13 protein-coding genes and 1 pseudogene are annotated in these 13953 nt (G+C 61.8%); 7 read left to right on the forward strand and 7 right to left on the reverse strand.

Annotation, left to right across the window (positions count from 1 at the left end; all coding sequences use genetic code 11):
- Positions 1-411: 411 nt before the first annotated feature.
- Positions 412-990 carry a TetR/AcrR family transcriptional regulator gene (locus ACR9Y5_RS19095; RefSeq protein WP_481299456.1) on the reverse strand — a complete coding sequence of 193 codons (579 nt, stop codon included), beginning with the start codon at positions 988-990 and terminating at the stop codon, positions 412-414.
- Positions 991-1086: 96 nt separating this feature from the next.
- Here ACR9Y5_RS19095 and ACR9Y5_RS19100 point away from each other — a divergent pair.
- The 3 genes and pseudogenes from ACR9Y5_RS19100 to ACR9Y5_RS19110 all read left to right on the forward strand — a co-directional run bounded on the left by ACR9Y5_RS19100 (position 1087) and on the right by ACR9Y5_RS19110 (position 3244).
- Positions 1087-2010 (forward strand): annotated as a pseudogene (locus tag ACR9Y5_RS19100) (aldo/keto reductase).
- Positions 2011-2039: 29 nt separating this feature from the next.
- Positions 2040-2444 carry a nuclear transport factor 2 family protein gene (locus ACR9Y5_RS19105; RefSeq protein WP_481299457.1) on the forward strand — a complete coding sequence of 135 codons (405 nt, stop codon included), beginning with the start codon at positions 2040-2042 and terminating at the stop codon, positions 2442-2444.
- A 29-nt stretch (positions 2445-2473) separates the two neighbouring features.
- A complete protein-coding gene (locus ACR9Y5_RS19110) occupies positions 2474-3244 on the forward strand; it encodes an SDR family oxidoreductase (RefSeq protein ID WP_481299458.1) in 771 nt (256 codons plus the stop codon).
- Between the two features lie 169 nt (positions 3245-3413).
- Here ACR9Y5_RS19110 and ACR9Y5_RS19115 read toward each other — a convergent pair whose 3' ends face one another.
- Together ACR9Y5_RS19115 and ACR9Y5_RS19120 are read right to left on the reverse strand one after the other, a co-directional pair.
- The gene (locus ACR9Y5_RS19115; protein WP_481299459.1) at positions 3414-4130 is read right to left on the reverse strand and encodes a DUF998 domain-containing protein; all 717 of its coding nucleotides are present in this window, start codon (positions 4128-4130) and stop codon (positions 3414-3416) included.
- Positions 4127-5176 (reverse strand): aldo/keto reductase, encoded by a 1050-nt coding sequence (locus tag ACR9Y5_RS19120; RefSeq protein ID WP_481299460.1) that lies wholly within the window; start codon positions 5174-5176, stop codon positions 4127-4129. The genes ACR9Y5_RS19115 and ACR9Y5_RS19120 overlap by 4 nt, the downstream gene beginning before the upstream one ends.
- A 103-nt stretch (positions 5177-5279) precedes the next feature.
- Between ACR9Y5_RS19120 and ACR9Y5_RS19125 the strand changes: the two genes are divergently transcribed.
- Entirely contained in the window at positions 5280-5852 is a 573-nt protein-coding gene (locus ACR9Y5_RS19125) for a TetR/AcrR family transcriptional regulator (RefSeq protein WP_481299461.1), read from the forward strand.
- A 12-nt stretch (positions 5853-5864) separates the two neighbouring features.
- Here the strand turns inward: ACR9Y5_RS19125 and ACR9Y5_RS19130 are convergent, their stop codons facing one another.
- Both ACR9Y5_RS19130 and ACR9Y5_RS19135 read right to left on the reverse strand, forming a co-directional pair.
- Complete coding sequence (locus ACR9Y5_RS19130) at positions 5865-7100, reverse strand: amidohydrolase family protein (protein WP_481299462.1); 1236 nt, start codon at positions 7098-7100, stop codon at positions 5865-5867.
- A gap of 59 nt (positions 7101-7159) precedes the next feature.
- Positions 7160-8014: an isocitrate lyase/PEP mutase family protein gene (locus tag ACR9Y5_RS19135; protein WP_481299463.1), complete on the reverse strand. Its 855-nt coding sequence runs from the start codon at positions 8012-8014 to the stop codon at positions 7160-7162.
- A 131-nt stretch (positions 8015-8145) separates the two neighbouring features.
- Here ACR9Y5_RS19135 and ACR9Y5_RS19140 point away from each other — a divergent pair, with 131 nt between their 5' ends.
- Positions 8146-8736, forward strand: coding sequence for a TetR/AcrR family transcriptional regulator (locus ACR9Y5_RS19140; RefSeq protein ID WP_481299464.1), 591 nt, complete (start codon positions 8146-8148; stop codon positions 8734-8736).
- 213 nt (positions 8737-8949) lie between these two features.
- Here the strand turns inward: ACR9Y5_RS19140 and ACR9Y5_RS19145 are convergent, their stop codons facing one another.
- Positions 8950-10323 (reverse strand): MFS transporter, encoded by a 1374-nt coding sequence (locus ACR9Y5_RS19145; RefSeq protein WP_481299465.1) that lies wholly within the window; start codon positions 10321-10323, stop codon positions 8950-8952.
- Between the two features lie 261 nt (positions 10324-10584).
- On the opposite strand from ACR9Y5_RS19145, the gene ACR9Y5_RS19150 reads away from it, so the two are divergent.
- Together ACR9Y5_RS19150 and ACR9Y5_RS19155 are read left to right on the forward strand one after the other, a co-directional pair.
- On the forward strand, positions 10585-11514 hold the full coding sequence (locus tag ACR9Y5_RS19150) for a LysR family transcriptional regulator (RefSeq protein ID WP_481299466.1): 930 nt from the start codon (positions 10585-10587) through the stop codon (positions 11512-11514).
- Between the two features lie 109 nt (positions 11515-11623).
- Positions 11624-12649 carry an alcohol dehydrogenase catalytic domain-containing protein gene (locus ACR9Y5_RS19155; protein WP_481299467.1) on the forward strand — a complete coding sequence of 342 codons (1026 nt, stop codon included), beginning with the start codon at positions 11624-11626 and terminating at the stop codon, positions 12647-12649.
- Between the two features lie 322 nt (positions 12650-12971).
- Here the strand turns inward: ACR9Y5_RS19155 and ACR9Y5_RS19160 are convergent, their stop codons facing one another.
- Positions 12972-13859 (reverse strand): class I mannose-6-phosphate isomerase, encoded by an 888-nt coding sequence (locus ACR9Y5_RS19160; protein WP_481299468.1) that lies wholly within the window; start codon positions 13857-13859, stop codon positions 12972-12974.
- Positions 13860-13953: the final 94 nt, after the last annotated feature.

The following is a 13953-nucleotide window of genomic DNA, read 5'->3' on the forward strand; positions in this document are numbered from 1 at the left end:
TGGATCTACCGCAAACGGACGAGCCGAGTGCGGCTCAAACCTCAGCCGCCGGTGTGGCTCCCCGAGCGACAGTGCCACTATTACGCGAGTCCGCGACGTTTGAACCGGCCAGCACCAGGTCGAGCAAACCCGGGTATCGGGTGTTGAGTTCCGTTCGCCGCAGTCTGACCTGTTGAGTTCGTCCGGCCACAATGGTGTCGATGATGCCTGCATTGTGGAGGGTGTGGAAGTGGTGCGTCATCGTCGACTTTTGAACTTTGACGCCCCATCCTCGGACGGTTTTCCGGCGGGGAAACCCGTCCGAAAGTACCCGGATGATCTGTAGTCGGGTTGGGTCGGCGACAGCGCGTAGAACTGTGATGAGATCGGCGACGCCGAGCTCGGGGAGAACTCAGGCATAGCGGGACTCGATCACCGATACCCGACCGCATCGAATGCCGCGTCCACGAACGGCGCGAGCGGATCAGCGCCGTCTCGGTTGACCCATTGCACCAGGGCGGCGTCCCAGCAGGCGAGAGCACTCATGACGAGGGCGTTGGCAGCGGTGTCCGATAGCGCGTGACGCTGCTGGAGGGCCGTGACCAGCCCCTTTGACCAGTCGCGATGCTTCTGCATGCTCTTAGCCATCAGCTCGGGAGTGCTGTGCAGCACCCGCATCCCACGTAGCGGGCGAACCGAGTCCACTTCAGTGTCGTGGATGAGCGGCTGCAGAGATTCTCGCAGCGCGGTCCACGGCGGCGCCGTTGACACTTCGAGGGCTTCCTGGACACGTTCTCCGTCAGCTCGGGCTTCAACGAGGACGGTTTCCTCTTTCGAAGCGAAGTAGCGGTGAAAGCTGCGCGGGGAAACGTCGGCCTTCTGCGCGATCTCCTCAACGGTGACGCTGTTGTAGCCCCTGTCGATGTAGAGATCGAGCGCAACCGAGGCGATGTGCCGCCGGACGGCGTCGCGCGCGACTTCGCGGACGGACGCTCGTGTGATCTCGGACATAGAACAATTCTAGGCTGGCAGACTCTGACAGGAAAGGCATACACTGCCGGTGTGAGCGAACTACATAAAAGACGGTTGGGCACTCAGGGGCTTGAGGTGGCAGAGGTCGGCTTCGGCGCGATGGGGATCACGCTCGCGTACGGAGATGCTGACCCGATCGGCGGTACGGCTGCGATCCGGCGGGCGTACGAACTCGGCGTCACCCTTTTCGACACCGCGGAAATGTACGGGTGGGGCGAAAATGAACGAGTTGTCGGCGCCGCGCTCGCTCCGGTCCGCGACGGCGTCACGATCGCAACCAAGTTCGGTTTCACCCACGACTATGGCGTGGACAGCCGGCCAGACCATATCCGGGAAGTCCTCGAGAACTCGCTCCGATTCCTTGGGACCGATCACATTGACGTTCTGTATCAGCACCGACCGGACCCGTCCGTCCCCATCGAGGATGTCGCTGGGACGGTTGCGGAGTTCATCGATGCCGGCAAGGTGCGCTTCTTTGGACTGAGCGAGGCAGGCGAGGCGACGATCAGGCGCGCGCATGCTGTCCACCCGGTTTCCGTGCTGCAAACGGAGTACTCGCTGTTCGAACGTGACGTTGAAGTACTCTTCCCGGTGTTGCGCGAGCTCGGGATCGGGTTCGTTCCGTACTCGCCGCTTGGTCGCGGCTTCCTGACTGGGTCGGCGCGACCGGCAGCAGAATAAGACGACGACATGCGCAGCCGCGACCCTCGCTGGGCGCCGGGGAACTTCGAACGGAACGTTGCCGCGACCGCCCGGCTGGCGGAGCTTGCCGCATCAAAGGGGGCAACGGTTTCCCAACTCGCCCTCTCGTGGCTGCTTGCTCAGGGTGAAGACATTGTTCCTATCCCCGGCACTCGTAACGTGGACCGGGTCGCTGAGAACGTCGGCGCTGCTGCGCTCACCTTGACCAGAGAAGATCTGGCTGAAATCGACCGGATCCTCCCCCACGGGGGGTTCGGAGCCCGCTTCCCCAAAGGCCTCGTCCCTGTCTGGGACTAGCGCTTCGAAGGCCACTGGAAAGGCAAGGCATGACTTCTGACCGAACTATTGAACTCGATCGTGTTGCAGACGCGTTTGCTGCCGCATGGCTCGTCGGCTCCTGGGAGGACTACTTTGCCCTCTGGGGGGAGGACTTCACGTTCGAGTATCCGTCCCCTCCGTTCACTGGACGCTGGGAAGGGTCGTCCGCCCGGGAGAAACGGGACGCCTGGCGTGCCCTATTCGAGAACGCTCGGCTCACCTCCACTGGCGAAGACCTGCGCCTGTACGACGGCGACTGGGTCATCGTCTGCAACCACGGCGAAGGGATCGTTCGCGGCAAGCCCTACCGCGGCCTGCTCACAACCGTCCTCCATCGTGTTGACGCCGAAGGTCGCATCGTGGAGTATCGCGAGTTCCTTGGCGGAATAACCGTCAGCCCGACCGGGAACTAACTCCTCGATTAGCAAAGAAAGGTCATGACGTGAAGACACAACCGTTGAATGGAACAGTCGCCCTGATCACGGGTGCCTCAAGCGGTATTGGTGAGGAGACGGCGCGCCGGCTAGCTCAGGAGGGAGCAGCGGTATCTCTTGTCGCCCGTCGCGCGGACAGGCTGACCGAACTGGCCGCAGAGATCCGCGACACAGGCGGCCAAGCCGTCGTCATCCCGACTGACATCACCCAGCGAAACGAGGCGGAGAATGCGGTCGCGACGACGATTGACGAGCTCGGCCGCTTGGACATAGTCGTGAACAACGCCGGTCTCATGCTCGTCCACCCCGCCGCCACTGCCGACATCGACGAATGGGAGCGGATGATCGATGTGAACGTTCGAGGGATGCTTTACATCACTCGCGCCGCACTACCCCATTTGACGAAAGCGGCAACCGACGGTCTACGCCAGGTTGCGGATATTGTCAACATCAGCTCGGTCGCCGGGCGCCGCATCGCGGTCGCATACGGTGTTTATAACCTGACGAAGTTCGGCGTGAACGCTTTCACGGAGTCGCTCCGACAGGAGCTGACGAAAGCCACGAACGTTCGCGTCGGTGTCCTCGAACCCGGTGGAGTGAAGACGGAACTCGTCAGCCACAACTCAGCGGAGATCCGTGAGCGATGGACCGGCCGCCACGATGTCGAGGACCTTCGCCTCGATCCCGCAGACATTGCCGAAGGCATCACGTTCATGGTGACTAGGCCCCGTCACGTCTCCGTTCCCGACCTGTGGATCATGCCAACTGATCAAGTCTGAAACGTGATTGACCTGGCACGAGCTTGGCTCGACTTCGTCCAATGGACCCATAGCTGAGCCGAAGAAGGGCCCGCGTTTCTCGCCGCGGGCAGATCAGCTAGAGGCGTGCACCCCGCGGTCGACCTCGACCGGATCCACCGGTTACTAAAACGCTACTCATGGCTATCTCCTAGTTCGTCGCTGCGGGGACGGTTGTCAGAAGCTGCCGTCTGCGAACGCTCTGTCGCGCAAGGACGCCGCCGCCGAGAATGACGTGTCCGAACATGATGGGGTAGATCACAGCTCGTTCGAACAGGCCGATGTTCCAGATCCAGCCTGTGAGGAAATCGGTCATGAGCAAGGGGAATGCAACCAAGCCGACGATGCCCAGGACGACGCTGAGAATCGAAAGTGGCCGGGTGAGGCCAATACGGGACCCGGACGCTCCCACGAGAATCGCCATCACGTTGCCGGCGACCATTACACCTTGCGCTCCGAATGTGTGAAACGCGATCAATCCGTTAGCGACGTTCGCGCTTGAGCCTTGGAAGATCCCGACGAGCGACACTCCGATGCCGGCGATGGTCGCCGTTGTCACGATCCAGATCGGCCGCGAGCCCTTTCGAAGGTCGAATAGAAGGAACGCCCCGGCGATCAGAAGTAGGCCATAGAGCACCCAGCCGACATCCATGACTGCACCGAGCGGAGAGTTTCCAACCTGTCCGAACGCCGTCTGTGATGGACCGGTTAAGCCGAGATGACTGACCCAGTTGTAGAGCGCAGAGTACGGCGGGCTCTGCCACGCAGAAGCGGTGATGAACTCAGCGGTCCAGGAGATCAGCGGACCGAGAAGAATGAACAGCGCACCCGTGCGCGCGCGGGCGCCGGTTTTCAGGATCGAGTTCACGAGAGTGCCATACCCGGGATGCGCTTGCGGATAGCGTCGAGCTCGGCTTCATCGGAGATACCCTGCCAGTCGTACCGCGGAGTGTACGACTCCTCCAGCCTGAGGATCTCCTCGTCGCTAAGCGTGACCGTCAACGAGGCAACTGCGTCGTCGATCTGAGAGGTCGAACCGGCACCAACCAGTGGTGCTGTGACGACGGGCTTGCTTCGCAGCCATGCCAGGGCGATCTGCGCCCGGTTTACTCCGTGAGCTTCAGCGACTTCTCCGACGGTGTCGATGATCGCGTGGTTGGAATCCTCCTGGGCGGCGGAATACAGGGTGTCGGCAAACGCACCGTCGCTCGCAGAACGAGGCGTGACGCGAGCGTCGTCCCATGCTCGGGCAAGGCGCCCGCGGGCCAGCGGACTCCAGATGATGGTTCCCACGCCCTCGTCCAGGCAGAGAGGAATCATCTCGCGCTCCTCCTCGCGCGTCAGCAGGTTGTAATGGTTCTGCATGGACACGAACCGAGCCCAGCCGTTCTGCTTCTGAAGGTGAAGGGCCTTCGCGAACTCCCACGCGTGCATTGAAGAGGCCCCGAGGTAGCGGACCTTGCCCGCCTTAACCAGGTCGCTGAGAGCCTCAAGCGTCTCCTCGAGAGGCGTAGCGTGGTCGTTACGGTGCACCTGGTATAGGTCCACATACTCGGTGCCGAGACGCCGAAGCGAGTGATCGATCTCCGTCATGATCGCTTTGCGTGAGAGTCCACGACCGTTGGCCCCGGGGCGCATCGGGTGGCGGAGCTTTGTGGCGATGACGACCTGGTCGCGGTCGGCGAAATCTTTCAGCGCGCGGCCGAGGATCTCCTCGCTGGACCCGTTGGAGTACATGTTCGCGGTGTCGAAGAAGTTGATGCCGGACTCCAAGGCGTGCTTGATCAGCGGTCGGGACTCTTCCTCGCTCTTCGACCACACCGGGTGGCCTCGGTTGGGCTCCCCGTACGTCATGGCGCCGATAGCGATGGGTGATACATCCATGCCGGTGGTCCCGAGCTTCACGTACTCCATGTGTCCGCCTCCTGATAAGATCGCAACGTGCGGAGAACTCTCCGCACGTTGCGACAAACTAGCGGAGGATTGTCCGCATGTCAACGTGGGGCATCATCGGTTCATGAGCGAAGCGACCAGCGAGACTTACGGGACGCAGCGGAAAGCGGCCGCGCGCAACAGAATTGCGATCATCGAGGCTGCGCACCAGCTGTTCGCTGAGAATCCCCTCGTGCCGCTCAGCGAGGTTGCCAAGCGAGCCGGCGTCGGCGCGGGAACGCTTTACCGGCATTTCCCCACGCGAGACGACCTGATCCTCGCCGCATACGAACATGACATCGACCGCTTGACCCGCGGCGTGGATGAAATCCTGCAGCGGCAAACCTCCGGCAAGGCAGCGTTCATCGAATGGTTCGAGACCCTCTCGGCCTACATTCGAATCAAGCACGGTCTTGGCGAAGCCCTTCATAGCGCGGCAGCGCAGGAGGTCATTGACGCTTCTTGGGAACCGACGAGCGCGGCGGTGCAGAAACTCCTCGACCGTTGCGAAAAGGAAGGGTCGATCTCCCCAGGTCATCACGCAGCGGACATCATCATGTTGATGAGCTTCCTCTGGCGGGTGGCACCCAACGATGAGGGAGCAGCGCAGGCAAACCGGATCATTGAGACGGTCTTCCAAGGACTGAGTCCGCGCTAACCGGGCGGTCCCTCAGTAGTCGAGCGACGCCTGCAACGCTGCTCGGTCAAGCGCCTTCCCCGCAAAGTAGACGTCCTCGATCTTGCGAGTGTTGCGGATGTCAGAAAGCGGGTCCGCTGACAGCACGAGCAGGTCCGCGCGCCGGCCGACCTCGACAACTCCGCGGTCGCCGAGGCCCAATAACGCCGCCGGAACAGATGTCGCCGACGCGATCACATCGATAGGGGACATCCCCGAAGCGACCATCACCTCCATTTCATGGTGCTCCGCGAACCCGAAGAACCGAGTGATCACGCCCGTGTCGGCTGACATCACCACCGGCACACCGCCCTCGACATTCCGTCGCAGGCTCTCGCGGACGACATCGATTGAGCGTTGCGTGAATACTTCTGCGCTCCCGACGGGAGCTCGCTCACGCATGCCGAGGATTACCTCATGCATTGCAGTGCGCGTTTCGGGACCGACGGTCTCGGCAAGGAAAGGATCATCGAGCCAATCGACGTTTGACATGGAGGCTTGAATCGACACCGACGTGAAGGCGTAGACACCCTGCTCGCGCGAAAGCATGATGAGCTCGTCGTCCGGCCCAGGTGCGCGAACCAGGTGGGCTAATGCGCTGACCCCGGCACGAATGGCCCCTTTCGCATCTTCCAACTGGTACACGTGAGCGACCGTTCGCAAATTGTTCGCGGCGGCTTCTTCAACCGCGGCAGCGTAGACATTCGGTGGCAGTTTGGCTTTAGTGCCGTTGCGGTCGTCAATCCAGATTTTGATGCTGTCCGGGTGCGTCTGCGCAATCTGGCGGACCGCGTGTCGTGCCTGTTCGGGAGTTGAGACCTCCTGAAGGACGTCGGTCGCGAAGAACGGACCGCCGTTGCGTTCGCCAGGGGTGGGCGCAACGATGCCTGTCCCAGCGCTCAGGATCAGCGGAAGCGCCGCATCCAATTCGCCGCGGCGCTGACGATCTCGCAAAGAAATCTCCGCACCGGCTCTGTCTGTCCCCAGTGAGTGGACGACGGACACGCCGCAGTAGGCAAAGCGTCGCAACGCGTCCAGGACGTTGGCTTCCGAGAAGTTGGCAGCCGACGTGGTGGCACCCCGCAAGTATCCAAGATGGCCGTGGGCGCTGATCAGCGCCGGCATCACAAACTTGCCGGTCAAGTCGACGATGGTCCCGTCGGCCGCCGATCGTTGAGTGTGGCCGTCCCGCACGTCGACGATCAGCCCATCGTCGATGACGATGTCCATCCCTGGGGCGACGACTCCATCGCGGCCTGTTATAACCGTGGCGCCGACAAGTGTCGTTCTCATCGCTGCGACTCCTCCATCAAACCCCAGGAACGCGCTTGGGATCGGGCGTCCTCGATTCCCAGAAAGGCGTCGAACTCCGCGAGCGTGGGAAGTCGGTCCTCGATCTCAGTTGTGGATCCAGTCCGAGCGAGCTCGCCGAGCGCCTGGTCGATGGCCCGCTGCGCAGCGAAATGCGAAATAGCGTTATAGATGACAGCGTCGACGCCGGCGGCGGCCATTGTCGCCGCTGTCATTCCGGGTTTGTCAGTGGTGAAGATGGGCACGTGCACGGCCTGTCGCAACGCCGACCATTCAGCTTCTCCGACTTTCTCGGCTGCGATGAATACACCGTCCGCACCCGCTTCTTGGAACGCGTACGCCCGTGAGATCGCCTCCTCCGCGCCGAGCCGCCCGAAACAGTCGGTTCGGCCGATGACCATGAACTCTGACGACGAGCGGGCATCCAAACTGGCTGAGATCTTCGCTACCGCCTGTTCAACCGGCATCACCTCGGGCCTGGGGTGCAGGTGCTTGCCGAATACATGGTCTTCAATGTGAATGCCGGATGCGCCTGCCTGCTCCAAGGTCCTAGTCGTCCGCGCCACCTGAAGCGGGTTCCCGAAACCGCCTTCGCCGTCGACCAGAATCGGAGCAGACGCTATTGCGGCGACGCGGCGAACAACGCCAGCCAGATCCTCCAGGCCGATGTATCCGAGGTCAGGCAGGCCGTACAAGGTTGCGCCGGTTGCGTAGCTTCCCACGTACAGCGCATCGAACTCGTACGCGGTTGCGACTCTTGCCGAGATGCCATCGTAAACGCTTGCGAGGACGAGTGGATGATGAGAATTGACAGCCGAACGCAGGGTAACCATTGTGCTCCTTTGCAGCGAAGGCCGAGTCGCGCAAACCGGCGACTGTTTCAGACCATTTCGGTCTATAATCTACGGCGGAGACGATCGGAAGTCAACGACGTGCGGTCGACGTTGTGCGCAAGAATGAGTGGATGGTCTCATCTGCGCCATCTCGAGTGGGTCGTCCACCGGACCCCGACCTGCGCGATCGAGTGCTGGCAGCATCGATCGAGTGTTATGCCGAGCTTGGTTGGAGCGGGTTCAACTTCGGAGTGATCGCGCGCCGAGCCCGCGTCGGGAAAGCCGCGCTCTACTCACGTTGGCGCGATCCGCAGGAGCTGCTCTCGGACGCCTTCCGTGCAACTACTCCAGCCTTGGACAAACCCGAAACCGGGTCCCTGGAAGCTGATCTTGTGCAGGTGCTCACACAGTTCAGCAACCAGATGGAAGGGTCTCGAGGCAAAGCGGGTGCTCGGATCCTGCTTGAAAAGGAGCTAGTGCCCGAGGTTCATGAGGCAGTCCGAGCCGATATCACGCGGCCCCGCGTGGAGCTCTTGACAGCCGTGGTCGACCGCGGCCGTGCGCGCGGTGAGATCAATGTTCGCTCAGCCCCCAACGCGATCGCGAACATGTTGTTGAGCTTTGTCTTCGCGCGCATGGTACTGATCGAGGATGCCCCTCCGCGGTTTACCCGGGACGACATCGAACGGCTGGTCAAGATAGTGATTGACGGCGCGCATTAGGGCCGCCTCCGACCATTCCACCGAGCGATTGGCTCGGAGGCGGCGGGAAGGCTCACGCGCCATTAGGAGAAAGGCCCGATCATCGTCGCGGCCGTTCCTTTTGGCGCTTGTAGCGGATTGCAATGCGATGCCAACGAAGCCCGGCATCAGCTGCGCTGAGCCGGGCTCCATCGGTGTTTGCAGTGGTTGCTGAGACCGCGGTTTGTGGTCGACCTATTCGTGTGAGATGGACTCCAGTGATCGGCCTGTCGTCTTCGGCCCAAACAGCGCCAGAACACCCATCAGAACAAGCACGGCCGCCACAACCGAGAGGGTGATAGGCGCGCCCAGACCCTGGAGCATGAGGGACACGAGAATTCCTTGAAGCACGCCGGCGACGCGTCCCATCGCGTTCACCGTGCCAGAGGCGACGCCACGAACCGAAGTGGGGAATGCCTCGCCCATGTATGTGTAGAACGTCGTTGTGGCGGCGCACAACGCGGCGTACACGACGAAGGTTGCGACCACAGTTACCACCGGCGACGTCGACGCGACGAAAACAGCGACACCGATAGCGCCCAACACTCCCGCGACCAGGATCGCCGTCCGTCGTTCGATGCGATCGGCGACAATCATCAAGACGATGGGTCCGAGTAGGGTGCCCCACGTCGCGACACTGAGGACGCCGAGGGCGTCTGCCTGGCTCAGTCCCCGCTCAACCAGGATCGTCGACACCCATGACTCGAACCCGTAAAGTCCAAACACCAGGAGGAAGAAGGAGACCCCGATGACGATAAGGCGTCGAACATAAAGAGGCTTGAAAAGGTCCCTGAACGATCCGCGGTGCTCATCGACAACAACCTCTTCCTCGATCGGCGGGAGAGGTCCACGCCGCAGGAATGCCGACTCCAAACCGTCAACGATCTTCGATGCCTTCTGCACCTTGCCGTGCGTGCTGAGCCACCGGACGGTCTCAGGTAGTCCAATCGCGACCGCAATCGCGATAACGATACCGACGGCGCCCAGGACGAACATCCATCGCCATGCGCCGACCCCCGCCGGCACGATCAGCCGCGAGAGGCTGGCCGTGATGGGGCTCGACAACGCGCCCACGAAAACAACGATCGAGAAGAATCGACCTCGTGTGGCGCGGGGGAACATCTCGCTCAGGTAGACGATGACGACACCCGTCGCTGCTTGCACACCGACGCCCGTGAGGATGCGGCTGACGAACAAGGTCTCAAAGTTCGGCGCCAATGCTGAAAGCAAGGACGTGAGCGAATAGAAGACCGACGCGGCGATGAGCACGGGCTTTCGCCCAAAAGCGTCAGCCAGCCGCCCGCCCAGAAGGGCGCCGATCAGCATGCCAAAGAACACCGCGGAGGTAACCAGACCGACTTGAGCCAGTTCCAGATGCCACTCGGCCATCACGGTGGGAGCGGCGTAGGCGAACACCGCATTGTCGAACGACTCGACCACGTAGGCCAGGCCGAGAACGATCACCCAGAGTATATGAATACCGCCAGTGGGTATCCGATCCAGACGAGCTGTCGGGCTCGCTGTGACGCCGCCGGGAAGCGCGGACGCCGTTGTCGCTTGTTCGCTCACTGCCTTTCCTCTCCATGATGTGTTTGCAGGGCTTAGCCGGTCCGGAACGTGTTTTGGACGATTTCGGTCCGAATTGTGACAATAGTCGTCCCTTCACGCCAGCGCTGTCAAGAAGAACGTGAGGCCGAGGGAGATGAGGGCGCCGCTAGGGTTTCGCACACCAGCGACTTGGGCGTCCCCGAATCCCCTGCATGAAGGGCCGATATGATCTGGCAAAAGCCAGCCCGCGCTCGTAAGCGCGTCTAGTCTGGGAGAAGCAGCATGGATGTGCGACAGCTGGAATTCTTCGCTGCGGTCGCGGAGACGCAGAATTTCACGCGTGCCGCAGAACGGACATACGTCAGTCAGTCGGGTCTTTCGTCGTCCGTCCGCGCACTTGAACGAGAACTCGGCGTACCGTTGTTCGCCCGAACATCCAGCGGTGCCACGCTTACTTCGGCAGGGCGCGCGTTCCTGCCGCGTGCGCATCGTATGTTGGCCGATGCACGCGCGGCCCAGCGGGAACTCCTCGTACTTAGCGGCGAATTTGCTTCGCCCTCGGTGGCAGTTGGTTCCGAACAGTGCCTTGGGGATTTGGTCGATCTGGTCGACCTGATCACGACGTTCAACGTGAAAGAGCCGAACTACGAACTCACCTTTGTACAAGCGCCATCAGACCAGCTCGTGGAATCCGTAAGTTCGAGCGATTTGGACCTGGCTCTCGTCGCTCGCGGGCAGTTCCAAGCCGTACCCGCCAATTCGATTGCCGGGACGAGATTCGTCCGGTTGCGAAGCGAACCTTTTGTTGCGGTCGTCCCCCGGAATCACCAGTTAAGCGATACTCGCGTGGGCCTGGCAGCCTTTCAACAGGAACGCTTCGTCGATTTTCAGCCTAGTTGGCCGGCGCGCAGAGAGCTTGATTATGCGTTCCGTCGCGTGGGCATCGAACGTCGCACAAACACCGCTGTCGGGGACGTGCACTTGCTGCTTTCTCTCGTGGCGAGCGGCTTTGGCATTGCGGTCGTCCCGCTGTCGATCGCCGCCAAGCCCGAGGCGTCGGAGCTGAGAGTGATCACCCTCGAAGAAGAGCTGGGGTGGGAGATCTACCTTGCCGTTTCCGAGAATGCCACTCGTGCTGCCCAAGCGTTTGCATCCATGCTGCTTTCGGACGAGGAAGTTACGGCTGCCCGGATGGAACTCGATAGGGTTTAGCACTGCAAGTGCTCGGCTCCCGACATAAACGCAGCCAACGGATTGTCTTCTAACGGGCATAAGAATCCGCTGTTGGACGAGGACGCGGCAGTTTTCTACCGTGGAACACATGGCTTCCATGTATGCGCAACAGTTGGACATCCCGGGACCGATTGGGTCCCACCCGCTGCACTGGCGTGAGATCACGCGCCCCGAACCTGGGCCAGGTCAGTTGCTGATCGAGGTGGCCGGGTGCGGAGTGTGCCGGTCGAATCTCCACATGATCGAAGGCGATTGGGTCGACGGTGGGGTGCCCGCCATCAGCCCGATCATCCCCGGGCACGAAGTGACCGGCCATGTAGCCGCCATCGGTGATGGCGTTGCCGGCTACGCCGTGGGCGACGCGGTCGGGGTCACACCTCTCTGGTGGACGTGTGAGAAGTGCGAGTACTGCACGACCGGTCGTGAACAGCTTTGCCACGAGCGTCGGATCACAGGTGAGCACGTCGACGGAGGATACGCGCAGTTCATGCTCTCCAACGCCGCGCACACGTACCACGTTCCTGACGGACTGGACCTGGCTGAGATCGCACCGCTTTTCTGCCCGGGGATCACCGCCTACGGAGCTGTCGACAAGATCGATATTGTCCCCGGAATGACCATCGCGGTGTTCGGTTTGGGTGGGGTGGGCCATATGGCCGTCCAGTTTGCGGCACTCACCGGCGCCCGGGTGGTCGCCGTAGGACGAAACCGCGAACATCTCGACGTCGCGTTGGAGCTCGGCGCTCACGAGGCGGTCGACTCCACGGATGCTGCTGCACTCGCGGCCATCGCTGAATCCGCGGACGCGGTTCTCACGTTCGCGCCCTCAGATAGCGTCACGCAACAGGCGCTTCAGACCTTGAAATGGGGAGGGACCTTCGTCAGCGCCGTCCCGGTGAGCGTCGAAGGCTTCCCGTTCAATAAGGCGCAAACGATCAAGGGCTCAATCCTGGGAAATCGTGAGCAGATGCGCGCGATTCTGCAACTGGCAGCCGAGGGCAAGATCCGCACGATCGTCGACAGATTCCCGCTGGAGAACGCAACTCACGTGCTCGAGAAGCTCGCTTCCGGAGCAATTCGTTCGCGCGCTGTGCTCGAGAACGTGGCTAGATAAACCCGACTGGCACAAGAGAAGGCCCCGACCGTCGCGGTTGGGGCCTTCTTCTTTCAGTGCCTGTTATCGCGATGGCTTCCTGACTGCGCTAGGAAGGATCGCGAATGATCAGGCGGATGCCGGATTCTCTCCAACCGCGGCAAGAGCTGGAGACTGGCCTGTGGGTGAGACGGCATACGGGCAGGTAGAGCGCAGCCCACCGCGTAACGTCTCGACGACGGGTTCAGCTGCGACCAGTCACGGCAACGCATGCTTTCATCCTTGAGCTCGCATCATGGAAGCTCTGATCCGGCCAGCATGAGCTCCGCACTCGTTGTGGGTTTCAGCCAGCGGGAGTGCAACGAATGACGCGCACGTCCCCGCTGACTGTTGTCGTTCCGGCCGAATGCGGTACAAGGAGTACCTCGCCTCGTGACAGCGACCGTGATCCCTCGTTGTCACCGTCCCACGCGAGCTCCCCGTGCCCGTCGAGCGTAATGAGCACCGCGAAAGCCGCCTCCAGCGCCAGCGGGTCGAGCGGGTGCAGCAACTCGGCATGGAAGTACGAATCCGCTTCGGGAGGGAGCAGGCGCACTCGTGCGCCTTCCGGCGCGCGACCGTGGGCAGCTTCCAATCGCTCGCCGGTGAATCCGCGCAGGTTCACGGCGTCCAGAGCGGTCTCCGGTTCAAGACCGAGGAACGCATCCGCCTCGTCCAATGCGGGGTACGGTGCGAACTCCAGAATGATCGACAGATCCGTGGGCTCCTGAAGCTCCACGAGGGTTATATCGGGGCCGATCGAATGCGGAGTGCCTGCCGGGACGTACAACCAGTCCCCGGCAGTCACGGTCAATTCGTTGAGGCCGTCGAGAAGCGCCTGCGAATTCTGCTCGCGCACCCAACGTCGCAGCGTCTCCCGGTCCACGTCTTCGCGAAATCCCAGCCACACCTTGCCTTCGGACTCCCCGGTGTCCGTGATCAGCCATGCCTCGGTCTTGCCGCGCGGCGAGTCCAAATGGGCGGCCGCGAACGCCGCGTCGGGATGCACGTGATTAAATAGCCGCTCGCCTGTGCTGAGGATCTTGACGAGCAACCCAGTATCGACCCCGAATCGCTCTACGTGTTCTCGCCCAAGATAGCTCACGGGATCCTGTGCGATCGCCTGCTTCAATGTGGTGCCGTCATCCAACGTGGTGAGCCCGACGGTGTCGCTGCCGTAGGTCGTGGTCACGGAGGCGACGAAGTCCTCAGGGACATGGTCGCTGCGTGAACCTGATCCACGAAGCGCAAGGATTCCGGCGCCTCCTCGGTAGGGACGATCAGCC

It is taken from the genome of Leifsonia sp. KNZ13-11D (assembly GCF_056754895.1).